Raw genomic sequence first — 24,760 nt, 5'->3', positions numbered from 1 at the left:
TCCGCGGGCGCCGGTTCTGAGGAGGGTCCCCCGGGGAGGGGCCCGGAAGAAGGGAATGCCAGGTTGAACTCCGATATCCATCGCTTCGATCCGACGGTCCTGCGGGAATACGACATCCGCGGGATCGTCGGGCGGACCCTGACCGAGGCCGACGCCAGGGCCGTGGGCAGGGCCTTCGGCACCATCGTCCGCCGCCAGGGCGGCGAGCTGGTCTGCGTCGGCTACGATGGACGGCTGAGTTCCCCCGCGCTCGAAGCCGCCGCGGTGGAAGGTCTGGTCTCCACCGGCCTCCGGGTCGAGCGCATCGGCCTCGGGCCGACGCCCATGCTGTATTTCGCGGTGCGCAACCGCGAGGCCGCGGCCGGGCTGATGATCACGGGCTCGCACAACCCGCCCGAGTACAACGGCATCAAGATGATGCTGGGCAAGGGACCGGTCTACGGCGATGCCATCCAGGAGCTCGGCCGCATCGCCGCCGCGGGGGCCTATGCCCGCGGCGAGGGCTCCGAGAGCCGCATCGACCTGCGCGACACCTATGTCGAGCGCCTGACGGCCCAGTACCGGGCCCCAAAGGGGCTGAAGGTGGCCTGGGATGCTGGCAACGGCGCCACCGGCGAGGTGCTGCGCCGCCTGGTCGCAAGGCTGCCGGGCGAGCACGTGCTGCTCTTCGACGAGATCGACGGCAACTTCCCGAACCATCACCCCGATCCCACGGTGCCCGAGAACCTCGTGCATCTGCGCAAGGCCGTCGCGGAGCATGGCTGCGACCTCGGCATCGGCTTCGACGGTGACGGCGACCGGATCGGTGCGATCGACGGGCTCGGGCGCATCGTCTGGGGCGACCAGCTCGTCGCCATCTACGCGGCCGAGGTACTGGCCGAGAAGCCCGGCGGCATCGTGATCGCCGACGTGAAGTCCTCGGACACGCTCTTCGCCGAGGTCGCGCGCCTGGGCGGCAAGCCGCTGATGTGGAAGACCGGGCATTCCCTGCTGAAGGCCAAGATGGCGGAGGTGGGGGCGCCCCTCGCCGGTGAGATGAGCGGGCACATCTTCTTCGCGGACTGGTACGGCTTCGACGACGCGCTCTATTGCGGGGTGCGGCTGGTCTCGCTGCTGGCCAAGGGTGGCGTCTCCCTGTCCGCGCTCAAGGACCGGCTACCCGCCGTCCTGAACACGCCCGAGACCCGCTTCCAGGTCAGCGAGGAGCGGAAGTTCGCCGTCGTCGAGGAGGTCCGGGCACGCCTGGCCGAGGCGGGCGCCAAGGTGGACGCGACCGACGGTGTCCGGGTCAGCACGCCCGACGGCTGGTGGCTCCTGCGCGCCTCCAACACCCAGGACGTGCTGGTGGTCCGCGCCGAATCCGCCTCGCCCGACGGGCTGGAGAGGCTCAAGGACGTCGTGAAGGATCAGCTCGGCCGGTCGGGCGTCGCGGCGCCCGAGGGCTTCTGACAGGCCACGTCGACGCAAGCCCGTAGCCGCCCGAGAAGAGGATCGAGATGCTGAAGGCTAGAAAGCGCGTACTGGTGACCGGCGGGGCGGGCTTTCTGGGCTCGCATCTCTGCGAGCGGCTGCTGGCCGCCGGCGATCACGTGATCTGCGCGGACAATTTCTTCACGGGCCAGCGGGACAATATCGCGCACCTGATCGCCAATCCTTACTTCGAGGTGATCCGGCACGACGTCACCTTCCCGCTCTACATCGAGGTCGACGAGATCTACAACCTGGCGTGCCCGGCCTCGCCCGTGCACTACCAGCACGACCCGGTCCAAACCACCAAGACCTCGGTGCACGGCGCCATCAACATGCTCGGCCTGGCCAAGCGGCTGGGCTGCAGGATCCTGCAGGCCTCGACCTCCGAGGTGTACGGCGACCCTTCGGTCCATCCGCAGCCTGAGAGCTACTGGGGCAACGTGAACCCGATCGGCCCGCGCTCCTGCTATGACGAGGGCAAGCGCTGCGCCGAGACGCTGTTCTTCGATTACCGCCGACAGCACGGCGTTCCGATCAAGGTGATGCGGATCTTCAACACCTACGGTCCACGCATGCATCCCAACGACGGACGCGTGGTCTCGAACTTCATCGTCCAGGCGCTGCAGAACCAGCCGATCACGGTCTATGGCAACGGCAGCCAGACGCGGTCCTTCTGCTACGTCGACGACCTGATCGAGGGCATGATCCGCCTGATGGCGACGCCGGACGAGGTCACCGGGCCGGTCAATATCGGCAATCCCGGCGAGTTCACGATCCGGCAGCTCGCCGAGAAGGTGATCGCGATGACGGGCTCCAAGTCGGAGATCGTCTCGCTGCCGCTGCCCCAGGACGACCCAAAGCAGCGTCGCCCCGACATCACCCTGGCCAAGCAGCTCCTCGACTGGGAGCCGCGGATCCCGCTGGAGCAGGGGCTCGTGCGCACCATCGAGCATTTCCGCTCGCTGATCGTCTGAGTCTCCGGCGCGGCCTTCAGCCCCCGCGCAGCCTCAGTCCGCGCGCACGTGCTCGATCTCGACGCCGGCGGCGCCCGCGTCGTGGAAGACATCGAGCTTCTCGATCCGGACCCGGACGGAGCGCACGCGCGGGTCGGCAAGGCACCGCTCGGCGATGCGGTGCGCCAGCGTCTCCACGAGGTTCACATGGCCGCGCGCGACCTCCTCGCGGGCCGCGATGACGGCGTCCTCGTAGGACACGACATCGGACAGGTGGTCGCTGCCGAGCCCGTCCAGCAGGACGGCCATGTCGATCCCGACGCGGATCCGTTGCGGGCCCTGCCGCTCGTGCTCGTAGACCCCGATCCGGGCATCGAGGACGAGATCGCGGACGAAGACGCGCGCCGGCGTGGGGCCAGCGGTGCTGGTGGGCTTGTCCATGGGCGGGATGTAGCACCTCGCCCTGGACGGGCCAAGGAAAGACCGGCCGATCCGGGCGGCGATGGGCATGGGCCGTGCCGTGCAGGGAAGATTGCACCTTCAGCCCGGCGGTTTCGAGGCGGGCGCATGCATCCAAGGAGATCGCGCCGCGCCGCCGGATCGGGCGTACCGTAGCCTGCCCGGGGCCGGCAGCCTGCCTGGATCCTTCGCGATTCCGCTGTCTGCCCGGCGCCGCGGCGGCAGATGCGGGCCGGTGAAGACCGGAGGCCCTGCCATGCGCCTCGAGAACGATGGACGATCAGCGTGGGAGGACAAGCCATGAGCAATGAAAACGTCCACTCCGGCCAATGCTTCTGCGGCGCGGTCGAGGTGACCGTCACCGGCGAGCCGGACGTGATGGGCTACTGTCACTGCGCCGACTGCCGTGCATGGTCCGCCGGCCCGGTGAACGCGTTCACGATCTGGTCGCCCGAAGCCGTGCGCATCACCAGGGGCGCGGAGAACGTCGGCAGCTACCAGAAGACGGAGAACAGCATCCGCAAATGGTGCAGGACCTGCGGCGGCCACCTGCTCTCGGAGCATCCGATATGGGGCGTGACCGACGTCGCTGCCGCGGTGCTCCCCGACCTTCCGTTCAGGCCAGCCCTGCACGTGAACTATGCGAGCACGGTGCTTCCGATGCGGGACGGCCTGCCCAAGCAGAAGGACTTCCCCGCGGAGATGGGCGGATCCGGAGAGCTGCTGCCGGAGTGACCCGTCCTGGCGCAAGAGAAGGGGCGCGCTGGCGGGCGCCGGTTCCGAGGGAGCCAGGGAGATCGGGGGCGCGGCCTAGGCGGCCGCGACCCGGACCAGCAGCTTGCCGAAGTTGCGGCCCTCGAGCAGGCCTATGAGCGCATCCGGCGCGTTCTCGATCCCGTCCACGACGTCCTCGCGATAACGGATCCGCCCTTCCTTCAGCCAACCGCCGACATCGCGCCGGAACGCGTCCGCCTGCGCCGCGAAGTCGCCCACGATGAAGCCGCGCAGCATCAGCCGCCTGTTGAGGATGGCGCGCATCAGCAGGGGCGAGCGATCGGGCCCCGGCGGTAGCCCGGTGTCGTTGTAATGCGCGACGAGGCCGCAGACCGGCACCCGGGCGAAGGCGTTGAGCAGCGGAAGCACGGCGTCCCAGACCGCGCCGCCGACATTCTCGAAGTAGACGTCGATGCCATCGGGACATGCGGCCGCCAGCCGTTCGGCCATGGCGGGATCCCGGTGGTCGACCGCGGCGTCGAAGCCGAGTTCGTCGAGGAGATAGCGGCATTTCTCGGGGCCGCCTGCGATCCCGACCGTACGGCATCCCTTGATGCCTGCGATCTGCCCGACGAGCGATCCAACCGGCCCCGCCGCAGCCGCCACGACGACCGTCTCGCCGGGCTTCGGCTCGCCGATCGAGAGAAGACCCACATAGGCGGTCATGCCGGGCATGCCGAGGACCCCCAGCGCCGTCGAGACGGGTGCCGCCTCGGGATCGAGCCTGCGCAGGTCCGTGCCGTCCGAGAGCGCGTATTCCTGCCAGCCCGAGCGGCACAGCACGATGTCGCCCTCCGCGTAGCCGGGATGCTGCGACGCCGTCACGACGGAAACCGTGCCGCCCCCCATGACGTCGCCCACGGCGATCGGATCCACATAGGATTTCGCATCGCTCATTCGGCCGCGCATATAAGGGTCGAGGGACAGCCAGAGCGTGCGCAGCAGGACCTGACCCGGTGCGGGCTGCGGGACGGGGATCGCCTCCAGGCGGAAGTCGGCAGCGCTCGGCCGGCCTCGCGGCCGCGAGGCGAGCACGATGCGGCGGTTCAGGGGATCGGTCACGGCGCTTTCTCGTCTCCGGGTGGCGCGGTTCCGCGGGCCGCATCGGCGGGCCGTCTTGCGACCCCGGGATTGCTCCAGGGCCCGAGACGCGCGCTTGCAGCCTGTGGTGGACCACCAACAGGACGCGGACGCTTTCGTCGATGCCGCGGTGCCGGACCGGCTTCGATTTCTGTGGTGACGGACGGGCAGGAGTCGCCGCCCTATACCGTCGGCAGCTTCGATCGGTCTTCCTCCGAGTGCCGACTCCTCATAAAGTTTAACAATTATAAAAATAGGGCCGGCGCGGGCGATCCCGCGTGGCGAAGGGGGAGGGAATGTCGATGAACGCGACAGGGAAGCCCCCGGGGCCGGGCCGCCGGCCTCTTGCGGCACCCGCCGACGAGGCGGGCCGAAGCCCGGAGCCCCGCGGACCCGACGACCAGGCTGTCGACATGGGCGGGCTCGCGACTACCGTCGGATACGTGATGCGCCAAGCCCAGACACGCGTCCTCGAGGATTTCTCGCGCTCGCTGGAGGCCCTCGGCCTGAGGCCCGCGCAATTCAGCGTGCTCCTGGTCATCGACCGGAATCCGGGACTGAAGCAGTCGCAGGTCAGCGCGGTTCTGGGAATCCAGCGGACGAACTTCGTCGCGATGGTGGACGAGCTCGAGCGCCTCGGGCTGGCGCTGCGCGAGCCGGTGCCGAACGACCGACGCTCCTATGCGCTGGTGCTGACCGATGCGGGGCGCCATGCGCTGGCCGAGGCGCTGCGACTGCAGGCGCTGCACGAAAGACGCATCGAGGAGGCGCTTGGCGCGAGCGGCCGGGAGACGCTGCTGCGCCTGCTCGGCATCATCCTGTCCATGCGAAGCGACGGAGCCGCCCCGCATCCAGGGGCGGGCACGGCCGTCAGTTCTGGACGCCCTGACGCATCTCGGTGATCAGGCGCTGGCGCAGCAGGTCGATCGGGGCGAGCTCGCTGCCTTCCTCGAAGTGCCAGAAGGTCCAGCCGTTGCAGGCCGGCAGGCCCTGGACGGCGGCCCCGACCTGGTGGATCGAGCCGGCATGGGCGCCCAGGGCGTTCTCCGAGATCAGCGTGCCGTCGGCGCGCACCCGTGCGCTGTGGCGGCGGCGCAGGTCCTGCAGCAGCGTGCCGGGGTGCAGCAGTCCGCGCTCCACCAGCCAGCCGAAGGGGACCCGGGGCGCCTGGCGCTTGCTGGGCGCGTAGAGGACATCCTTCTCCGGCGCCTCCTGGACGGCGGCGATGCGCCGCGCCGCGAGGCCGGCATAGGCGTGCTCGCGCTCGATGCCAAGCCAGCGGCGGCCCAGGCGCTTCGCGACGGCGCCGGTGGTGCCGGTGCCGAAGAACGGGTCGAGCACCAGGTCCCCGGGCTCGGTCGCCGCCATCAGGATGCGGTAGAGCAGCGCTTCGGGCTTCTGGGTCGGGTGCGCCTTCTCCCCGTTGTCGTCCTTCAGCCGCTCGGACCCCGTGCACAGCGGGAACAGCCAGTCGCTGCGCATCTGGAGATCGTCGTTCAGGCTCTTCATCGCCTCGTAGGCGAAATGATACTTTGCGTCCCGCGACTTGGCGGCCCAGATCAGCGTCTCGTGGGCATTGGTGAAGCGCCGCCCACGGAAGTTCGGCATCGGGTTGATCTTGCGCCAGACGATGTCGTTCAGGATCCAAAAGCCGAGGTCCTGGAGGATCGCGCCGACCCGGAAGATGTTGTGGTAGCTGCCGATCACCCAGAGCGCGCCGTCGTCCTTGAGCACGTGGCGCGCCCCCGCGAGCCAGTCGCGGGTGAAGCGGTCGTAGGTCTCGAAGTCGGAGAAGCGGTCCCAGTCCTCCTCCACCCCGTCGACCCGGGTGTGGTTCGGGCGCAGCAGCTCGCCCCCGAGCTGCAGGTTGTAGGGCGGGTCCGCGAAGACGAGGTCGGCGATGCCGGCGGGAAGCCCCTGCATCAGGGCCGCGCAGTCGCCGACCAGGATGCGGTCGGGCTCGAAGGGGACGGGGCTTGGGTCGACGGCGCGGAGCTTCATGGCGCGGAGAATGAGTCCCGGCCGAGTCGGCGTCAATCCAAATCTTGACGCGAATTTCCGAGGAGAGTCTTGGGAATCAGGCGCTTAGCCGGGAAGCGGCCGAGCGTCGGGGGTGGCCACGCCCGTTGCGCGTGCCCGAGACCTCGGGAAAGGCGGTCTTGAACGATCGAGCAGATATTCCGGACGCGCAATTATTCATCGTACGAAGCCCGCCGCCTATGCTTCCGGCGTCGCAACCGGAGGTCCGCCATGGAAACCACAGAGCCCAAGGTCGTCGCTATCACGGGCGCGAGCAGCGGCATCGGCGAGGCGACCGCGCTTCTGCTGGCCGCGCGCGGCGCGAAGGTGGTGCTGGCCGCACGCCGGCCCGACCGGCTGAAGCTCCTCGCGCACCGCATCGCCGATGCGGGCGGAGAGGCCATCTATGCCCGCACGGATGTGAGCCGGCGCAGCGATCTCGCCGATCTCGTCAAGCTCGCATGCGGCGTCTACGGACGCCTCGACGTTCTCGTCAGCAATGCCGGCGTGATGCCGATCTCCCGGCTCGACGAATTGCGGGTCGAGGACTGGGAAATGATGGTCGACGTCAACATCAAGGGCGTCCTCTACGGCATCGCCGCGGCACTGCCGGTCTTCCGCAGGCAGGGATACGGGCATTTCGTCAACGTCGCCTCGACGGCCGGGCACAAGACGGTGCCTACCCAGGCGGTCTATTCGGGCACGAAGTTCGCCGTGCGCGCCATTTCCGAAGGGCTGCGGCAGGAGGCCGGCGAACGGCTGCGCGTGACGGTCGTCTCGCCCGGCATGGTGCACACGAACTTCGCGGACGGCATCGCCAGCGAGGACGTGCGAACGCAGCTCCTCCGCCTTCGCGACAGCATCGCGATGACGCCGGACGCCGTCGCCCGTGCGATCTCCTTCGCCATCGATCAGCCGCCCGAGATCGACGTGAACGAGATCGTGCTCCGCTCCACCGCGCAGGTGTAGCGGGCGGGGCCGGGAGCTCGGACGGGCCCGGCGGCGCCATTCACCGGGGTGCGGCGGGCAGCACCTCACCCTCCGCCCGCGAGCGGTAGTGCCTGGGCGCCAGCCCGGTGCGGCGCTTGAAGGCATTGCTGAAGGCGCTTTCCGAGGTGTAGCCCAGCGACAGCGCAAGCTGCGAGACCGGGGCCGTGCCCTCCCGCAGGCTGCGTTCCGCAAGGCGCATGCGCCAGTCCAGCAGGTAGGCCAGAGGCGCAACCCCCGCAGCGGCCTTGAACCGCAGCGCGAAGCTCGTGCGGGACATGCCGACCGCACGCGCCAGCTCGTCCAGCCGCCAGGCCCGCCCGGGGTCGGCATGCATCATGCGAAGGGCGGGGGCGATGCGGGCGTCGCGGAGGGCGCCGATCCAGCCCAGGCCCGTGCGGTCCGACCCTGCCAGCCAGGATCGGATGACGTGGAGGAACAGAAGCTGGGCGAGCTGCTCGGAAGCCAGGGCGGCGCCCGGAAGGTCGGCGGCGACCTCCTTCACGAGCTGGTCGATGATCCAGCGCATGGCCGCGGCCTCGGACGAGCCGGCATCGACATGGATCAGCGGCGGCAGGACCTCCGCCAGTACTCCGCCACGCACGGGATCCAGCACGACATGGCCGCCGATGGCGAGAAATCCGCTCCCGTCGCCGACGCTTGCCACGTTGCCGATGGCATCGGCGAAGACCCGGGCGCCGTCCATCTCGGGCGCGCCGGGGGCGCCTGCCAGCGCGAAAGGGCGCCCTGCGCCAAGCATCGCAACGTCGCCCGTGCCGAGGCGCCGGGGATCTTCCGCGCCCTCGACCGAGAGCCAGCACCCGCCCTTCACCACGGCCACGAACTTGATGTCCTCGGGCGGCGGGAAACGCAGCGCCCAGTCTCCCCCAGCCGCAAGGCTGCCCGACATCCTGAACCGGGCGCCGGCCAGCAGCACGACGTCGGTGAGCGGATCGCCCCTCATGCCGGGAGGTCGGCGCCCCGCAGGCCGAGGGCGAGCTGCTCGGCGACGGGCGCGAAGCTGCGGCGGTGGTGCGGCGTTGGACCCAGGTGGGCGAGAGCTGCCCGGTGCTCGGCCGTGCCGTATCCCGCGTTGCGCTCCCAGCCGTAGCCCGGGAAGGCCTCGGCGAGCTCGGCCATCATCGCATCGCGCGCGACCTTGGCGACGATCGAGGCGGCGGCGATCGACAGGCAGCGCGCATCGCCCTTGACCACCGCGCGGCCGCGGCAGGGAAGGGGCGGCAGCAGGTTGCCGTCGACCAGCGCGAGGTCGGGCACGACGCCGAGGGACGCGATGGCCCGCTCCATGGCGAGATGGCTCGCGCGCAGGATGTTCAGCGCGTCGATCTCCTCGACGCTGGCAAGGCCGAGCCCGATCCAGGCGTGCTCGCGCAGCGCAGGCGCCAGGTCATCGCGCAGGGCGCGCTTCAGGGCCTTGGAATCGTCGATGGCATCGGCCAGCCAGCCCGGCAGGCTCTGGTGCGGCAGGATGGCCGCCGCGGCGACGACGGGGCCCGCCAGGGGGCCGCGGCCGACCTCGTCCACGCCGCAGACGAGCGCGGCCGTGCCGTGGCCGGCGGCGGTCTCGAGCGAGAAGTCGGGGCGGAGGGCGATCACGGAAGGCACGGCCGAGACATAGCCCGGGCGGCGGGACCTGCCAACCGCGGATTGGCCAACTACGGATTGGCGGGCCGCGGCGGCGCTACACCTTCGCGTCCCGCTCCCGGGGTCAGGCGAGATCGAAGACCAGGACCTCGCTCGCGTCCTCCGCCGTCAGGACGAGGCTTGCCTCGCCGGTGACGGCGGCCCCGTCGCCGGCACGCAGGGGCCGGCCGTTCAGGCTCAGCCCGCCGCGCGCCACCTGCACCCATGCGGCGCGGCCGGGCCGAAGGTCGAGGCCCGCGGTCTCGCCGGGCGCCAGGAGCCCCGCATGGAGGTCGACGTCCTGGTGCACGGTGACGCTGCCTTCGCGCCCGTCGGGCGAGGCGACCAGGTGGAGGCGGCCGCGTCTTTCCTCGGCCGGGAAGGCCTTCTGCTCGTAGCCGGGGGCGAGGCCCCTGCGCTCGGGCAGGATCCAGATCTGCAGGAAATGCGCGGGGTCCGTGGCCGAGGCGTTGTACTCGCTGTGGCGGATGCCGCTCCCGGCGCTCATGCGCTGGACCTCGCCCGGTCGGATCACCGAGCGGTTGCCCAGGGAGTCCTCGTGCTCGAGTCCGCCCTCGAGAACGTAGGAGAGGATCTCCATGTCGGCATGCGGATGCGGCGGAAAGCCCGCGCCCGGCGCGATGCGGTCCTCGTTGATCACACGCAGGGCGCGGAAGCCCATATGCGCGGGATCGTGATAATGGCCGAACGAGAAGCTGTGGCGGCTGTCGAGCCAGCCCAGCGCGACGGTGCCGCGCTGCTCGGCATGACGGATCGCGATCATGGCGCTCGTTCCTCCAGGGCCGGTCGGATTTCGCCCCTGAGGATCGGCCTCCCGGCTCGCCGGCGCAATCGTCCTGGATGGAACCTTATCGTTGCCGGACCGGCAACGATCACCGCCGCTCGTACAGGAAGCGCGCGCGGATCGTGCCGTTGATGGCCCGCAGCTCATCCAGCACCTCGCTGGCCGCCGCCGTGCCGCCGTCGACGTCCATCACCACATAGCCGATCTCGCCGTCGGTCTGCAGGTACTGCGCGCCGATGTTCAGCCCGCGCGCGGTGAAGACGTCGATGATGCATTTCAGCACCCCGGGCGCATTGCGGTGCACATGCATGAAGCGCGTGCCCGAGGGACGGGTGGGGAGCTGCACCTGCGGGAAGTTCACGGCCCCGAAGGTCGCGCCGACATCCGAATAGTCCACGAGTTTGCGCGCGACCTCGTTGCCGATCCGCGCCTGGGCCTCGGCGGTGGATCCGCCGATATGCGGCGTCAGGATCGCGGTCGGGATGCCGCGCAGCGGCGACACGAAGGGATCGTCGGCCGCGGTCGGCTCGACCGGGAAGACGTCCATGGCGGCGCCGAGCAGGTGCCCGTCGGCCAGCGCCCGGGCGGCGGCGTCCACGTCCACCACGGTGCCGCGCGAGGCGTTGATCAGGAAGCTGCCCTTGCGCATGCGGCGGATCTCGGTCTCGCCGATCATGCCGGCGGTCTCGGCCGTCTCGGGGACGTGGAGCGAGACGACATCGGAGATGGAGAGCAGGTGCTCCAGGCTGCCGCAGGGCTCGGCCCGACCCAGCGGCAGGCGCGGCACCACGTCGTGGTAGACCACGCGCATGCCCAGCGCCTCGGCCAGCACGCTGAGCTGCGTCCCGATGTTGCCGTAGCCGACGATGCCGAGGGTCTTGCCGCGGACCTCCCAGCTGTTGGCCGCGGACTTGATCCATTCGCCCCGGTGCGTTGCCTCCGATTTCGGGAAGATGCCGCGCATCAGCATGATGATCTCGCCGATCACCAGCTCGGCCACGCTCCGCGTGTTGGAGAAGGGCGCGTTGAAGACGGGGATGCCCCGCCGGCGCGCGGAGTCGAGATCGACCTGGTTGGTGCCGATGCAGAAGCAGCCCAGGGCGATCAGCCGGTCCGCCGCCTCCAGGACACGCTCCGTGACGTTGGTGCGCGAGCGGATGCCCAGCAGGTGGACGCCCTTGATCTTCCGGATCAGGTCCGCCTCGTCCAGCGCCTTGGAAACCATTTCGACCTTGGCGTAGCCCGCGTCTGCCAGGTCCTTGGCGGCGTTGGCGTGGATCCCCTCCAGCAGGAGGACGCGGATCTTGTCCTTGGACAGGGAAAGCTTGGTCACCGGGTAGCCCTTCGTCGCACGGCGGGAAGGCCGCATTCCTACAGCCCGCGCGTGCGGCGCGGAAGGGGCCTTGTGGCCGCCGCGGACCGCTTCGCGCGCCGAAGCCGCGCAAATCCTACCCAAATTCGTGTCATCAAAAGTGGATGTGCCGTTCTGCGTCTTGAGGCAGGGAGAGCGCTGATGCTTCTTTAGTTTTGACTCTTATCAACTTAGGCGGACGATTGCCTCTCATGTCCTCTGCTTCCGACGTCAAGATCTCCTGGGGCCAGAAGGGCGGACCCGGGCAATGGTACCTGCCCGGCACCGACGTCTCGCGGTTTCCCGACCTGCCGGCTGGCGGGTCCGACCACTGGCCCTCGGTTGATTCCTTCTCCTGGAGCGTGAACGGCTCGCGCCTGGGCCTCGACGGCCTGCGCTACGCCGGCAAGCTCGGCATCTCCGCGCGCGAGACGGTGCTGGCGGATGGCAGTACCGGGATCCACCGGAGCTTCGAGAGCACCGGCGGGTGGGGCGCCCTCAAGAACCTTTCGGTCACCACGCGGGCGGATGCACAGCTGACGGTCCGCGACATCGTGCATGTAGACGTCCGGACCTCCGGCATCTGGGATCGTGATCCCGACGGCATCGGCTCGACGATCGAGATCCTCGGAGCCAAGCGCGGCAATGTCGTCACCGGCGCCGACAACGACACGATCCTGATCCAGCCGGTCAGCAACGGAAAGTTCTGGAACAACGAGTTCCGGATCTCCAGCGGCGGTGGGTCCGACACGATCATCGTCCGCACGCCTGCCGATGCCGAGCCGCAGACGTACCGCGGCAAGCCGCTGGTTACCGACGGCCATCTGACGACCGTGCATGTGGACGCCGGCGCGGGGAACGACATCATCCATCCCGGCGGCGCCCGCGAGATCATCGATGGTGCCGCCGGAACCCGCGACACCGTGATCTACGACGGCGCCTCCGAGGGAATCGTCGCCTTCCTGAACGAGGTCGGCGTGAAGCAGCCGCTGGTCGGCCGCGGCGGCGCCCAGGGCGACGTCCTGATCGGGGTCGAGCGGCTGGCGGGGTCGCCGTTCGACGACGTGCTGTACGGCAGTTCCGGTGACAACGACCTGATCGGCGGCCGGGGCGAGGACCTGCTGTACGGCGGAGCGGGCCACGATCATTTCGTGCTCGCCCTGGGGCACGGGAACGACTTCGTCGCCGACTTCGAGCGTGGCGAGGACACGGTGGAGATCCGCGGCGTCGGCATCGTCGACATCCGCCAGGAGCTGACGACCGTCCATGGCGTCGAAGGGTTGGCGATCCACCTCGCGGCGGGAGCCGGGGAGGGCGCGTCCTCGCTGTTCCTCGCGGGCGTCGAAGCGGAGCTCACGGCCTTCGCCGATGTCGGCGGCGATACCAACTGGCATGATGGGCTGATGCTCTCGTGACCGCCTGCGCCCGGCGGCGGCTCATGGCCGCCGCCGGGCGCGAACGGCCTCTCAGGACCCCGGTGCGCGTGGCGCGGACCAGCCGCGCTGGACACTGACAACCCGCAGCGTGAAGGCCACGACGACCCCCGCGATGGACACTGCGGCTTCCGGAAGGCCGAAACGGTCGCCGATCACCACGACCGCTGTTCCAATGAGGGCGGCCAGGGCATAGATCTCCTCCCGCAGCACGCGGGGGACCTCCGTCACCAGCAGGTCCCGGAGGGCGCCGCCGCCGACGGCGGTCAGCACCCCCAGCGCCATCGACGCGACGGGATCCAGGCCGAAGGCCAGGGCCTTCTGGCATCCGGTCACGGCAAACAGGCCGAGCCCCAGGGCATCGAGCACCATCACGGGCTTGCCCACCCGGTTCAGCGCGGGATGGAACAGGAAGGACGTCACTCCGGCCGCAAGGGCGACCAGCAGATATCGCTCGTCCTCCAGGGAGGCCGGCGGCGTGGCGCCGAGCAGGACGTCGCGCACCATGCCTCCGGCAATCGCCGCCGCGACGGAGAGAACGAGGACACCGAAGATGTCCAGACGGCGGCGGACGGCGAGCGTACCGCCGCTCAGGCCGAAGACGAAAGTGCCGAGGAGATCCAGGCCACGGAGGAGTACGGCGATGTCCATCATCGTGGGACGGGTATAGGCGCCTCGGTCCGGTACTGCAATTGGACGGCCCTACAGCAGGGCGAACTGGTCGCCCGGGCGCGGCGGCGGGCGGAACCGCGTGCAGTCGAGCCCCTCGAACCGACGCTGGTTCAGGCCTAGGCGCGCGCAGGCGAGTTCGAACCGGCGCGCCAGAAGGGCCGCGACCGGACCCTCGCCGCGCATGCGGCTGCCGAACTCCGAACGGTAGAGGGCGCCCCCGCGGGTCTGCCGCAGCAGCGATAGGACGCGCTCGGCCCGGTCGGGGGCATGGGTCCGCAGCCATTCCTGGAAAAGCTCGGCGATCTCGCGCGGGAGACGCAGCAGGATGTAGCTGGCGGCGGTGACCCCGGCTCCCGCGGCCACCTCCAGGATGCGCTCCATCTCGTGGTCGGTCAGGCCCGGGATCATGGGCGAGGCCAGCACCGCCGTCGGGATCCCGGCCTCCGACAGGAGCCGGAGCGTTTCGAGCCGCCTCGCCGGGGTGGCGGCCCGCGGCTCCAGCCGGCGCGCCAGGCCGGCGTCCAGCGTGGTCAGGGACAGACAGACCCGGACCAGGCGGCGCTCGGCCATCGGCGCAAGCAGATCCAGATCGCGGGCGACCAGGGCGGATTTGGTGATGATCACCACGGGCTGGTTGAAGGCCGAAAGCACCTCCAGGATGCGGCGGGTCAGGCGCTGGCCGCGCTCGACCGGCTGGTAGGGATCGGTGTTGGCACCGAGCGCCAGCGGCTTGCAGCGGTAGCCCGGGGCCCGCAGCTCGCGGTCCAGCAGCTCCGGCGCCTTCGGCTTGTGGAAGAGGCGGGTCTCGAAGTCGAGCCCCGGCGAAAGGCCGAGATAGGCATGGGTCGGCCGCGCGAAGCAGTAGATGCAGCCATGCTCGCAGCCGCGATAGGGGTTCACGGACTGGTCGAAGGGAATGTCGGGGCTGTCGTTGCGCGCGATGACGCTGCGCGCGCTGTCGACGCCCAGGACGGTGCGCAGCGGCGGCAGGTCCGGATCGGGTTCGACGGACGATCCCCAGCCGTCGTCGACCGTGACGCGCGCCTCGGCCTCGAAGCGGCCGGTGCGGTTGCTGACGGCGCCGCGTCCCTTGCGCGCCCTGTCCGGGATCTCGTCGACCATGGCCGGAGGATGGCACAGGAGGAGCGGAACGCAACATGAACATTTGTCGGGAATGGGCGCCTCGGCCGAAGAGCCAGTTGGCCCAGCAGACCCTTTGCGGTTAATGAATCCGGGAAGCGCCGCTCTCGAACGAGGGGACGGCCACGCGACAGGAGGGTGCGAAAGGTGCCGAGGCGCGCCACCGGCCGGACGTCCTTGCACCGCCCAGACTGCGCGGCATGACCAAGCGCACCCGCAGCACCGCACGGGTCTGGCGCGACGACAGCGGCAGGCCTGTCGTCGAGCCCGGATTCTTCACGGGTGGCAAGCGGCCGCGGCTGGAGCAGGCGCAGCTTGCCGAGGCCCTGCGCCGGCATGAGGATTTCCTCAGGGCCAAGCCCGGCGGCGCCCGGCTCGTCCTGAAGTTCCACGACCTCATGGGGCTCGACTTTTCCGGCTTCAACCTGGAAGGGGCCGACCTGACCGGCGCGCTGCTGCGGCGCTGCCGGATGTACGGCTGCAACCTGCGCAACGCGACGCTGTTCGGGGCGGACCTGAGCGAGGCTTCGCTCCAGATGGCGGACATGACCCGTTGCGACCTGCGCGGCGCGCGGCTGCGCGGCGCATCGCTGCCCGGGGCGATGATGGTCGAGGCCGACCTGCGCGACGGGCTGCTGCTGGGGCGCCGCCGCAATGGCGATCTCCAGAACATGGTGGCGGACGACGGCCCGACCCTGGCCGATGCCGCCGACCTGCGCCGGGCCAACCTGACCCGGGCCAAGCTCTCCAACGCCTTCATCATGCAGACGGACCTTCGCGACACCAACCTGCGGGCCTGCATGCTGGTGCGCGCCGACCTGTCCAATTCCGACCTGACGGGATCCAACATGGAAGGCGCGGACCTGTCCGAGGCCAACCTGACCGGAGCCCGGCTCGAGGGCGCGATCCTGACGCGCGCTGTCTTCCGCCAGACGGTCCTGAAGGGCGCCAGCCTGGTGGGTGCGATCCTCGACGGCGTGGATCTGTCGACGGCCGACCTCGCCAATGCGCGCCTGACCCGCGCCCTGGAGGACCTGGGCCTGGAGTTCGGCCACATCATCGGCCAGCATGGGCGCTGGATCGCCTCGGACGGGCGCGAGGGACAGCGCGCGGACCTCTCCGAGGTGGATCTCTCGAAGCTCGACCTGTCGGGGGTGAACCTGGCAGGGGCGCTGCTTTGCCATGCCGACCTGCGGGGCACCAACCTGCGCGGGGCCTGCCTGGTGCTCGCCGATCTCAGCGGCGCGGACATGCGCGGCGCGGACCTGGCCGATGCCGACCTGCGGGCGGCGACGCTGCTGCGGACATCGCTCGCCGGGGCCGATCTCGTCCGTGCGCGGCTCGAGCCCGTCGAGATCGGAAACGGCGCCGAGGCCCACCGCCTCGCCGCCAATCTCAGCAAGGCCCGCATGGAAGGCGCGCTGCTGCAGGGCGCGCGGCTGCGCCATGCGCGCCTCGTCCGCGCCGATCTCCGCCGCGTCGACCTCGCCGATGCGGACCTCACGGGCGCGCAGCTCGTGGGGGCGAACCTGGAAGGTGCCGTGCTGCGCGGCGCCCGGCTCGATGGCGCCGACCTGCGGGGGGCGAGGGGCCTGAAGGGCGCCGACCGGCCCGCCGGCGCGGCCACGCCCGAGCCGCAGGCGGAGGATGCGGCTGAGCCGCAGGTGGATGATGGACCCGAGCTACAGTCCGATGATCCGGCCGAGCCGCGGGCCGAGGATGTGGCGGAAGCCGCCCACGAGGCCGTCTCGACGCCGCGGTCCGCTCCCGATCGGCGGGACTGAAGGGGAGACGCCGTCGGCTTTGCGGCAGCTGCCCTCAGCCGGCCTCGTGCTCGCGCAGGCGGGGCATCAGCTCGACCAGGTTGCAGGGGCGGTGCCGGTTGTCGAGCTGGAAGCGCAGGATCTGGTCCCACGCGTCGCGGCAGGCGCTGGGCGATCCCGGTAGCGCGAAGAGATAGGTCCCGCCCGCGACGCCGGCGGTCGCGCGGCTCTGGATCGTCGAGGTGCCGACCTTCTCGTAGCTGAGCCAGCGGAACAGCTCGCCGAAGCCGGAGATCTCCTTCTCGTAGACGCTGTGGAACGCCTCGGGCGTCACGTCGCGCCCGGTGACACCGGTGCCGCCGGTCGAGATCACCACGTCCACCTCGGGGTCGGCAATCCAGGCGCGGAGCCGGGCGACGATCTCATCGGCATCGTCCCGCACGATGGCGCGGGCGGCGATGCGGTGGCCGTCGGCAGTGGCCCGCTCGACCAGTGTCGCGCCCGAGCGGTCGTCGGCCTCGGAGCGGGTGTCCGAGACCGTCAACACGGCGATGTTCACCGGGATGAAGGGCCGGCTCTCGTCAATCTTCGGCATCGAAGGCCACCTGGGTCGTATCGGGGTCCCTGGCGATATAGAGAGGCCAGCGACCCGCCGCAACGGCGTCCAGGGAGGATGATTTCTGGCCCAGCCGGTGCCGGTAGATCCAGTAGTTCGCGAGGACAAGCCTGACAAAGTCGCGCGTCTCCTGGGCCGGGAGCCGCTCGATGAAGAGCAGCGGGTCCGGATCCTTCGCGGCCTCCCCCATGTCGCGCCGCCAGCGCAGCAGGTTTCCGGGGCCGGCATTGTAGGCCGCGAGCAGCATCACGAGGTTGTCGCCGATCTCCTTGTGGCGGCGCAGGTGGATCAGGTAGCGCTGGCCGAAGGCCAGGTTCACCGAGGGATCCGAAAGCGGCCGCCCGCCGCCGCCGATGAAACGCGCGGTCTCGGGCATGAGCTGCATCAGGCCGCGGGCGCCGGCCTCGCTCCGGGCGTCCGGGGCGAAGCGGCTCTCCTGGCGCATCACGGCGAAGAGCAGCGCGCGGTCGAGCTGGAACCCGTCCTCGGGCTGCCAGGGCGGCAGCGGATAGAGGGCCGCGTCGTAGAGGCCGCCCGACGGCGCCTTCAGGCTGCTCCCCAGGGTCAGCGCCAGCCCCGGCATGCCGCCGAGGTCGGCGAGCGCCAGCAGCGCCTGCTCCACCGCGGGGTCGCCGTCGGGCACGATGCGGCGCAGCTCGCGTTCGGCGCGCTCCCTCTGGCCGACCTGGATCAGCGCCACGGCGCGGCGCGCCTCGGGCAGGGCCTTCAGCGCGGCCACGTGGCGTGTCGAAAGCGGCGGCAGGTCGAATTCCAGCGGCAGCTCGCGGCCGAGAGCGCGCATGGCGACGAGGCCGTAGAAGGTACGCGGCTCCTCGGCCGCGATCTCCAGCCACTGGGCCCGCTCGGCTGGCCGGCGCAGCCGGCCGTGAACCCTGGCGGCCCAGTAGGCCGCTGCGGCCTTGTCCCAGGCGGGCGCGTCCTCGGTCGAGGCAAGGGCCTCGAAATGGCGCGCCGCGCGGTCGTATTGGCCCAGCGACCAAGCGGCGAGGCCGGCCGTCCAGTGGGCGCCGGAGGGAACCTCGCCGGGCGTCGTGGCGGCTGACCGGGCGAGCTCGAGCGCCTCGCGGTCGCGGCCGAGCTGAAGAAGCCGCGTCGCGACCCGGACCCGCTCGGTGGCGATGTCCCCGGGATCGATGGTCGAGGCGGGGGCGATAGCCCGGGTCAGAAGGTCGCGGGCCCCGTCGACTTCCCCGGCGTCGAGCTTCGCGGCGATCGCCGCCTTCAGCTCGCGCGTCGGCTCGCCGGCGTCCGCCTGGCCCGACCGGCTACGCGGCGTCACGCTGCGCGGGCGTTCCAGGCTTTCGCGCCCGTGCAGGCCCGGCCGGATCGTATCCTGGGCCTCGACCGGGCGCGGCGCGCGCGGATCGCTCTTGCCCATGCGCCGCTGCGCGAGCGACCAGACGCGGTCGGCATCGGGGTGATCGGCGTAGCGCTCGAGCCAGCTGCGCAGCTCGGCGTAGCTGGCCTTGTAGGCCTTGGGATGCAGAAGGCGCTGGGCCTCCACATGACCCATCAGCCGGTCGTCCTTGATGTCAGTGATCAGCGCATCAGCCGCGCCCCAGTCGCCGCGCTCCTGATGGGCGAAGATCGCGCGGTAGCGCTCCGCCTCCTCGGATGGGAGCTCGATCGCCGCCATGGCGGCGGGCCGGGGGGCCTGGCGGGCCGGCGCCACCCCATGGACGATGCCATGGACCACGGGCCCCGCGACCGGCCCGGCCATGGTCCTGTCCGGCTGTGCGCGTGTGCGCTGTGCCTGTTCCCGCGTCTCCCCCGTGTCCGGCTCGACCAGGATTCCGAGGGAGAGGCACAGCACCAAGCCGCGGAGGAGGGTTCGGGTCCATCCGCCGGGACGGGGATCCGTGTCGCACATCCGTTCCATAGGCTCGGCATACTGAATTACCTCAAATGCAGCAATACTCCAGGAGGGTAGGTTGACGATGCGTGCGGGGGTAAGCCCGAGGAAATTGGCTAGAGGGCGCCGCCTAGAGACAGTCGAGCCGCTTGCGCAAAGAAACGAGATCTCGCCAGGTTTCACGCTTTTGCGCGGGTTGGCGCAGCAGGAAGGCCGGATGATAGGTCGGCAGGGACGGAATTTCCTTTGGGAGACTCGGCCGCGCATACTCGAACCATCGGCCCCGAAGCCGGGTGATGCCTTCGGTCCGGCCGAGCAACGTCCCCGCCGAGGTGCCGCCGAGGAACAGCAGGGCGGCCGGCGAGACGAGCTCGATGTGGCGCTCGACGAAGGGCAGGCAGGCCTGGATCTCGCCGGGGTTGGGTTTTCGGTTCCCGGGAGGCCGCCAAAACAGAATGTTGGTAATGTAGACCGAGCTGCGGTCGAGGCCGACGAAGCCCAGCATCCGGTCCAGCAGGCGGCCGCTGACACCCACGAAGGGCTTGCCCTGCCGGTCCTCGTCCTCGCCGGGCGCCTCGCCGACGATCATCACCCGCGCGGCGGGATTGCCGTCGGCGAAGACGGTGCTGGTCGCCGTGCGCTTGAGCGCACAGCCCTCGAACGCCTCGACGGCCGCCCGCAGCGCCTCGACCGAATCGGCGGCGGCCGCGAGGCCGCGGGCGCCCTCCTCGGCCTCCCTGACGCCCAGCGGCGCCCCCTGGGCCAGGGCCGGCGCGGCCGGGGCCGGTCGCGCCGGAGGTGCCCCGGCGCCCGGGGCGAAGGCGCGCGGCGGCGCGGCGGCGCGCCCCGCCGCCTGCGCAGGGACAGGCTGACGCAGCGTCACGCTGGTCCAGTCGGTCGGCGTCTCGGCGATCGCCTCGTCGGCACCGGCCTCGACATGCCAGCGCAGCAGGGCCAGGAGCTCGCTCGGGTCGGACACGTGGATTTTCCCGTCAGGCTTGCCGGTCGCGGCGGCGATTGACCGCGGCAATACGATCATGGTCCAAGAACACCACATATAGGCACGGATGGCCAAGGACCGGGCCGCAGGAACCGGGGAATTGCATGGAACGGGAGTCGATGGAGTTCGACGTCGTGATCGTCGGGGCGGGGCCTTCGGGCCTGTCCTGCGCGATCCGGCTGAGGCAGCTGGCCGCGGAGGCCGGCCGCGAGCTGTCGGTCTGCGTGATCGAGAAGGGCTCCGAGGTCGGCGCGCACCTGCTTTCGGGCGCGGTGTTCGAGCCGCGGGCCCTGGACGAGCTGATCCCCGAATGGCGCGAGAAGGGCGCCCCGCTGAGCGTCGAGGCCAAGGAGGACCGGTTCCTCTTCCTCACGGAGACGCGCGCCTACAAGCTGCCCACCCCGCCGGCCATGCACAATGCCGGCAACTACGTGATCAGCCTGGGCGAGCTCGGCCGCTGGCTGGCCGGCCAGGCCGAGGCGCTGGGCGTCGAGATCTATCCCGGCTTCGCCGCGGCCGAGGTCCTGTTCCACGAGGACGGGTCGGTGAAGGGCGTCGCCACCGGCGACATGGGCATCGGCAAGGATGGCGAGCGCACGGATGCCTACACACCCGGCATGGAGCTGCACGCCCGGCAGACGATTTTCGCCGAGGGGTGCCGCGGCTCGCTGACCAAGGTCGTGTCCGAGCGCTTCGACCTGCGCCGGGACTGCGACCCGCAGATCTACAGCATCGGCATCAAGGAGCTCTGGGAGATCGACCCGGCGAAGCACAAGCCGGGCCTCGTCCTGCACACCATCGGCTGGCCCATGGACCCGAAGACCTATGGCGGGTCCTGGCTCTACCATGCCGCCAACAACCAGGTCTCCATCGGCTTCGTGATCGGGCTGGACTACCAGAACCCGTATCTGTCGCCCTTCGACGAGTTCCAGCGCTTCAAGACCCATCCGGAGATTCGCAAGCATCTCGAGGGCGGCCGGCGCATCAGCTATGGCGCGCGGGCGCTGTCGGCGGGCGGGTTCCAGTCGATCCCCCGGCTGAGCTTCCCGGGCGGGTGCCTGGTGGGCGACACGGCGGGCTTCCTGAACGTGCCCAAGATCAAGGGCAACCACACCGCCATGAAGAGCGGGATGGTGTGCGCCGAGGCCGTCTTCGCGCATCTGTCCGGCGAGGGCGAGGGCGCGGGGAACGAGGTGACGGGCTATCCCGAGCGGCTCAAGGCGAGCTGGCTGTGGGAGGAGCTGCGCGCGGTGCGCAACGTCAAGCCGTCCTTCCACTGGGGCCTCTGGCCCGCGCTGGCCTATTCGGCGCTGGACACCGTCCTGCTGCGCGGGAAGGCGCCCTGGACCCTGCGCCACCGGCCAGACCACACGACGCTGAAGCCGGCCGCGGAGTGCAAGCCGATCGCCTATCCCAAACCGGACGGAGTGCTGACGTTCGACAAGCTCAGCTCGGTGTTCCTGTCGAACACCAACCACGAGGAGAACCAGCCCTCGCACCTGAAGCTGAAGGATCCCTCGATCCCGGTGGCCGTCAACCTCGCGCTCTATGACGGGCCCGAGCAGCGCTACTGCCCGGCGGGGGTGTACGAGTTCGTGGGCGAGGGGGAGGGGCGGCAGCTCCAGATCAACGCGCAGAATTGCGTGCACTGCAAGACCTGCGACATCAAGGACCCCACCCAGAACATCGTCTGGACCGTGCCCGAGGGCGGCGGCGGGCCCAACTACCCGAACATGTGATCCCGGCACGGAGCCCTACTGGCGCTGAGGCCCCTTCCACCGGGGGTGGGGCTACCGCCGCCGGGCGCGGCGGGACATCGGAGGGGCGCGCCGCCGGACGGGGTTCGGCCCGCTTGCTTCGCGCGGCCGAGTCGGGGCACGATTGCCCATCCGCCCGGCCTTCCGGGCGGACAGGCCCCTGACGGCGGACGGCATGAAGCACCTGGTCCAGACCCTCCTTTCCTCTTCCGCCGCCCTGGCGCTGGGCGTCGGCCTGGCCCTCGGGGCCGGGTTGCTCCAGACGCCCGCCCTGGCAGCCGCGCAGACCGGGCCCAATGTGACCGGGCCCACCGCCGCCGAGGCGTCGAGCACGGCCACCGGCGCCTATCTGGCAGGGCGCCACGCCCAGCAGGTCGATGACTGGACCAGCGCGGCCGCCTTCATGGAGCGGGCGCTCGCGCACGATCCCGGCAACGTCGCGCTGCTGCGCAGGACCTTCCTGCTGCAGCTCGGCGACGGCCGCGCGAGCCAGGCGGTCGAGCTCGCCCGGCGCCTCGCGCAGAAGGATCCCACCAACCATCTGGCGGCCACGGTGCTGGCCGCCGACGACCTGCTGCGCGACAAGCCCAAGCAGGCCGAGAAGCGGCTGGTCGGCGCTGTGTCCGAGGACGGTCTCGGCCAGTACGTGACGCCGTTGTTGAACGCCTGGATCGAATACGCCAATGGCCGTCCGGCCGAGGGCGTCAAGGCGCTTGAGCCGCTGTCGGCGACCCCAGGCTTCGCCGCGCTGCACGACCTGCAGGCGGCGCTGATCCTCGACCTCGCCGGTCGGCGCGACGAGGCCGCCGCGCGCTATGCCAAGGCCTCGGAGTCGGGAGCCTCGCTGCGCGTCGTCCAGCTCTACGGCAACTTCCTGGAGCGCCAGGGCCGCAAGGACGAGGCGCGCCGCCTCTACACGCAGTTCGGCGACGCCGCGGCTGACCCGGTGCTGATCGAGCCGTCGCTCTCGGCCCTCGGCAGCGTTCAGCCGGCAGGTGGCCAGGCGGGAAGCGGCCAGGCGGCGGGTGCGCAGCCGGGCGGCGGGGTCAAGCCGCTGGTCGGCTCGGCTCGCGAGGGCATGGCCGAGGCGCTTTTCGACCTGTCCAGCGCTCTGCACCAGGAAGGCGCCTCCGAGCTGGCGCTGCTCTACGGGCGCGTGGCCCTGCTGCTGCGCCCGGACTTCCCGCTGGCGCGGCTGATGACCGCCGACATCCTGTCCTCGCGCAAGCGCTACGACGAGGCCATCGCCGAGTACCGGCAGATCGGAGGCGACCGCGGCGTGCGTTGGCTCGCCCGCATGCGCACGGCCGAGCAGTTCCAGCTCCTGAAGCGGGAGGACGAGGCGATCCGCCTGCTCGAGGAACTCGGTGCCGAGCGGCCGGAGCGTACCGATGCGCTGGTCGGCCTGGGGGACCTGCACCGCTCCGCCCAGCGCTTCGACAAGGCCGCCGAGGCCTATGACCGGGCCATCGCGCGGCTCGGCTCCGATCTCGGCTCGCGGAGCTGGGCGATCTTCTACGCGCGTGGCATCGCCCTCGAGCGCTCGCAGCAGTGGGAGCGCGCCGAGGCGGACCTGAAGAAGGCGCTGGAGCTCAGCCCCGAGCAGCCCTACGTGCTGAACTATCTCGGCTATTCCTGGGTCGATCGCGGCCAGAACCTGGACGAGGCCAAGCGCATGATCCTGCGCGCGGTCGAGCTGAAGCCCGACGACGGCTATATCGTCGACAGCCTGGGCTGGGTGCTGTACCGGCTCGGCGACGTGCAGGGCGCCGTCGGCCACCTGGAGCGCGCCATCGAGCTGAAGCCTCAGGACGCCACCATCAACGACCATCTGGGCGATGCCTACTGGCAGATCGGGCGCCGGACCGAGGCCCGCTTCCAGTGGGAGCGCGCGCTGCTGAATGCCGCCGAGGACGACAAGCTAAAGGCGGAGATCCGCGAGAAGCTCGCGGGCGGCCTGCCGCAGCGCGGCCAGCGCCACGCGGAAACCCAGCCGGCACGCTGAACGGGAAGGTCCCCTCGTGGCAGCGCCCGGCACCGCGGCCTTCGCCGCGGCGAAGCTGAACCTGTACCTGCACGTGACCGGCCGGCGTCCGGACGGCTATCACGAGCTCGACAGCCTCGTGGCCTTCGCCGATATCGGCGACACCGTGACCGTCGCGCCAGCCGCGGGCTTCTCCCTGCGCATCGAGGGCGCGATGGCGGCCGGCCTGTCCGGCGGATCCCCGGCCGACAACCTGGTGGCCCGGGCCGTGCACGCCCTGGCGGCCCTGCTGGATCGGCCGCCCGACGTGGCGGTGAGGCTGGTCAAGCGCCTGCCGGTGGCCTCGGGCATCGGGGGCGGCTCGGCCGACGCGGCGGCGGCGCTGCGGGCGCTGGCATCCCTATGGGAGCTTCCCGCGGAGGATCCGCGGCCCGCGCAGGCGGCGCCGGCCCTGGGCGCGGACGTGCCTGTCTGCCTTCATGGCCGGGCCGCGCGCATGACAGGCATCGGCGAGCGGGTCGAGCCCGTGGCGCCGCTGCCAGAGGCCGGCGTGCTTCTGGTGAACCCCGGCGTGCCGCTGCCGACGCCCGCGGTGTTCCGGGCGCGCAGCGGGCCCTTCTCGGAGCCCGCGCCGCTGGAGCGCCCGCCCGCGACAGCCGCCGAACTCGGCGCGATGCTGGCCGACCGGCGCAACGACCTGACGGTCCCGGCCCTGGCCACCGCCCCTGTTGTGGGGGAGGTGCTGGAGCGCCTGTCGGGCCTGCCCGGATGCCTGCTGGCGCGGCTCTCGGGAAGCGGCGCGACCTGCTTCGGCCTGTTCGCCGATGCTGCGGCGGCGTCGCGCGGGCAGGCGGCGCTCGGCGCGCCGAGGGGCTGGTGGGTGCGCGCGGGGCGGCTCGTTCGGGATGCCCGCCTCATCCCTTCGGCCTTGCGCTAGCCACAATTTCGGACCATCCTTGGACGTTTTCCAAGCTGGTCCC

22 protein-coding genes are annotated in these 24,760 nt (G+C 70.7%); 10 read left to right on the top strand and 12 right to left on the bottom strand.

Going from position 1 to position 24,760, the window contains the following annotated elements; all coding sequences use genetic code 11:
• Positions 1 to 63 precede the first annotated feature (63 nt).
• Both pgmG and JUB13_RS06425 read left to right on the top strand, forming a co-directional pair.
• On the top strand, positions 64 to 1,449 hold the full coding sequence (gene pgmG / locus JUB13_RS06430) for a phosphoglucomutase/phosphomannomutase PgmG (protein ID WP_207477955.1): 1,386 nt from the start codon (positions 64 to 66) through the stop codon (positions 1,447 to 1,449).
• A gap of 47 nt (positions 1,450 to 1,496) precedes the next feature.
• On the top strand, positions 1,497 to 2,444 hold the full coding sequence (locus JUB13_RS06425) for a UDP-glucuronic acid decarboxylase family protein (protein WP_207477954.1): 948 nt from the start codon (positions 1,497 to 1,499) through the stop codon (positions 2,442 to 2,444).
• Positions 2,445 to 2,477: 33 nt separating this feature from the next.
• On the opposite strand, the gene folB is transcribed toward JUB13_RS06425, so the two are convergent.
• Positions 2,478 to 2,864: a dihydroneopterin aldolase gene (gene folB, locus JUB13_RS06420; protein ID WP_207477953.1), complete on the bottom strand. Its 387-nt coding sequence runs from the start codon at positions 2,862 to 2,864 to the stop codon at positions 2,478 to 2,480.
• Between the two features lie 318 nt (positions 2,865 to 3,182).
• On the opposite strand from folB, the gene JUB13_RS06415 reads away from it, so the two are divergent.
• Positions 3,183 to 3,617 carry a GFA family protein gene (locus tag JUB13_RS06415; protein WP_207477952.1) on the top strand — a complete coding sequence of 145 codons (435 nt, stop codon included), beginning with the start codon at positions 3,183 to 3,185 and terminating at the stop codon, positions 3,615 to 3,617.
• A gap of 75 nt (positions 3,618 to 3,692) precedes the next feature.
• On the opposite strand, the gene JUB13_RS06410 is transcribed toward JUB13_RS06415, so the two are convergent.
• On the bottom strand, positions 3,693 to 4,718 hold the full coding sequence (locus JUB13_RS06410) for an NADP-dependent oxidoreductase (protein ID WP_207477951.1): 1,026 nt from the start codon (positions 4,716 to 4,718) through the stop codon (positions 3,693 to 3,695).
• A 320-nt stretch (positions 4,719 to 5,038) separates the two neighbouring features.
• Here JUB13_RS06410 and JUB13_RS06405 point away from each other — a divergent pair, with 320 nt between their 5' ends.
• A complete protein-coding gene (locus JUB13_RS06405) occupies positions 5,039 to 5,638 on the top strand; it encodes a MarR family winged helix-turn-helix transcriptional regulator (RefSeq protein WP_207477950.1) in 600 nt (199 codons plus the stop codon).
• On the opposite strand, the gene JUB13_RS06400 is transcribed toward JUB13_RS06405, so the two are convergent.
• Positions 5,607 to 6,737: a site-specific DNA-methyltransferase gene (locus JUB13_RS06400; protein ID WP_207477949.1), complete on the bottom strand. Its 1,131-nt coding sequence runs from the start codon at positions 6,735 to 6,737 to the stop codon at positions 5,607 to 5,609. The two genes, JUB13_RS06405 and JUB13_RS06400, sit on opposite strands and share 32 nt — an antisense overlap.
• Positions 6,738 to 6,986: 249 nt before the next feature.
• Here JUB13_RS06400 and JUB13_RS06395 point away from each other — a divergent pair, with 249 nt between their 5' ends.
• Positions 6,987 to 7,724: an SDR family oxidoreductase gene (locus JUB13_RS06395; protein ID WP_207477948.1), complete on the top strand. Its 738-nt coding sequence runs from the start codon at positions 6,987 to 6,989 to the stop codon at positions 7,722 to 7,724.
• A 40-nt stretch (positions 7,725 to 7,764) separates the two neighbouring features.
• On the opposite strand, the gene JUB13_RS06390 is transcribed toward JUB13_RS06395, so the two are convergent.
• The 4 genes from JUB13_RS06390 to serA form a co-directional block, all read right to left on the bottom strand.
• Complete coding sequence (locus tag JUB13_RS06390) at positions 7,765 to 8,706, bottom strand: AraC family transcriptional regulator (protein ID WP_207477947.1); 942 nt, start codon at positions 8,704 to 8,706, stop codon at positions 7,765 to 7,767.
• The gene (locus JUB13_RS06385) at positions 8,703 to 9,359 is read right to left on the bottom strand and encodes a ribonuclease HII (protein ID WP_407928088.1); all 657 of its coding nucleotides are present in this window, start codon (positions 9,357 to 9,359) and stop codon (positions 8,703 to 8,705) included. The genes JUB13_RS06390 and JUB13_RS06385 overlap by 4 nt, the downstream gene beginning before the upstream one ends.
• A 112-nt stretch (positions 9,360 to 9,471) precedes the next feature.
• Entirely contained in the window at positions 9,472 to 10,170 is a 699-nt protein-coding gene (locus JUB13_RS06380; RefSeq protein WP_207477946.1) for a pirin family protein, read from the bottom strand.
• Positions 10,171 to 10,279: 109 nt separating this feature from the next.
• A complete protein-coding gene (serA, locus tag JUB13_RS06375) occupies positions 10,280 to 11,524 on the bottom strand; it encodes a phosphoglycerate dehydrogenase (protein ID WP_456237107.1) in 1,245 nt (414 codons plus the stop codon).
• Positions 11,525 to 11,754: 230 nt separating this feature from the next.
• Between serA and JUB13_RS06370 the strand changes: the two genes are divergently transcribed.
• Complete coding sequence (locus JUB13_RS06370; RefSeq protein WP_207477944.1) at positions 11,755 to 12,957, top strand: calcium-binding protein; 1,203 nt, start codon at positions 11,755 to 11,757, stop codon at positions 12,955 to 12,957.
• 51 nt (positions 12,958 to 13,008) lie between these two features.
• Here JUB13_RS06370 and JUB13_RS06365 read toward each other — a convergent pair whose 3' ends face one another.
• On the bottom strand, positions 13,009 to 13,629 hold the full coding sequence (locus JUB13_RS06365) for a trimeric intracellular cation channel family protein (RefSeq protein ID WP_207477943.1): 621 nt from the start codon (positions 13,627 to 13,629) through the stop codon (positions 13,009 to 13,011).
• A 48-nt stretch (positions 13,630 to 13,677) separates the two neighbouring features.
• A complete protein-coding gene (locus tag JUB13_RS06360) occupies positions 13,678 to 14,769 on the bottom strand; it encodes a PA0069 family radical SAM protein (RefSeq protein WP_207477942.1) in 1,092 nt (363 codons plus the stop codon).
• A gap of 218 nt (positions 14,770 to 14,987) precedes the next feature.
• Between JUB13_RS06360 and JUB13_RS06355 the strand changes: the two genes are divergently transcribed.
• A complete protein-coding gene (locus JUB13_RS06355; protein WP_207477941.1) occupies positions 14,988 to 16,571 on the top strand; it encodes a pentapeptide repeat-containing protein in 1,584 nt (527 codons plus the stop codon).
• 34 nt (positions 16,572 to 16,605) lie between these two features.
• Here JUB13_RS06355 and moaB read toward each other — a convergent pair whose 3' ends face one another.
• The 3 genes from moaB to JUB13_RS06340 all read right to left on the bottom strand — a co-directional run bounded on the left by moaB (position 16,606) and on the right by JUB13_RS06340 (position 20,018).
• The gene (gene moaB, locus JUB13_RS06350; RefSeq protein ID WP_207477940.1) at positions 16,606 to 17,145 is read right to left on the bottom strand and encodes a molybdenum cofactor biosynthesis protein B; all 540 of its coding nucleotides are present in this window, start codon (positions 17,143 to 17,145) and stop codon (positions 16,606 to 16,608) included.
• Entirely contained in the window at positions 17,132 to 18,907 is a 1,776-nt protein-coding gene (locus JUB13_RS06345; protein WP_207477939.1) for a lytic transglycosylase domain-containing protein, read from the bottom strand. Before JUB13_RS06345 ends, moaB begins: the two co-directional genes overlap by 14 nt.
• 262 nt (positions 18,908 to 19,169) lie before the next feature.
• A complete protein-coding gene (locus JUB13_RS06340) occupies positions 19,170 to 20,018 on the bottom strand; it encodes a uracil-DNA glycosylase (protein ID WP_328702880.1) in 849 nt (282 codons plus the stop codon).
• 125 nt (positions 20,019 to 20,143) lie between these two features.
• On the opposite strand from JUB13_RS06340, the gene JUB13_RS06335 reads away from it, so the two are divergent.
• From JUB13_RS06335 to JUB13_RS06325, 3 genes are all read left to right on the top strand, one after another.
• Complete coding sequence (locus JUB13_RS06335; RefSeq protein WP_207477937.1) at positions 20,144 to 21,778, top strand: electron transfer flavoprotein-ubiquinone oxidoreductase; 1,635 nt, start codon at positions 20,144 to 20,146, stop codon at positions 21,776 to 21,778.
• Between the two features lie 193 nt (positions 21,779 to 21,971).
• Positions 21,972 to 23,801: a tetratricopeptide repeat protein gene (locus JUB13_RS31775; protein ID WP_207477936.1), complete on the top strand. Its 1,830-nt coding sequence runs from the start codon at positions 21,972 to 21,974 to the stop codon at positions 23,799 to 23,801.
• 16 nt (positions 23,802 to 23,817) lie between these two features.
• Positions 23,818 to 24,717, top strand: a complete 900-nt coding sequence (locus tag JUB13_RS06325; RefSeq protein WP_207477935.1) for a 4-(cytidine 5'-diphospho)-2-C-methyl-D-erythritol kinase — start codon at positions 23,818 to 23,820, stop codon at positions 24,715 to 24,717.
• The last annotated feature ends 43 nt before the right edge of the window (positions 24,718 to 24,760 follow it).

Origin of the sequence: Arenibaculum pallidiluteum, from assembly GCF_017355985.1 — a bacterium.
Lineage (GTDB): Bacteria > Pseudomonadota > Alphaproteobacteria > Azospirillales > Azospirillaceae > Arenibaculum > Arenibaculum pallidiluteum.
The sequence above is the reverse complement of the archived record's forward strand: the minus strand, read 5'-3'. Positions and strand labels throughout refer to the sequence as shown.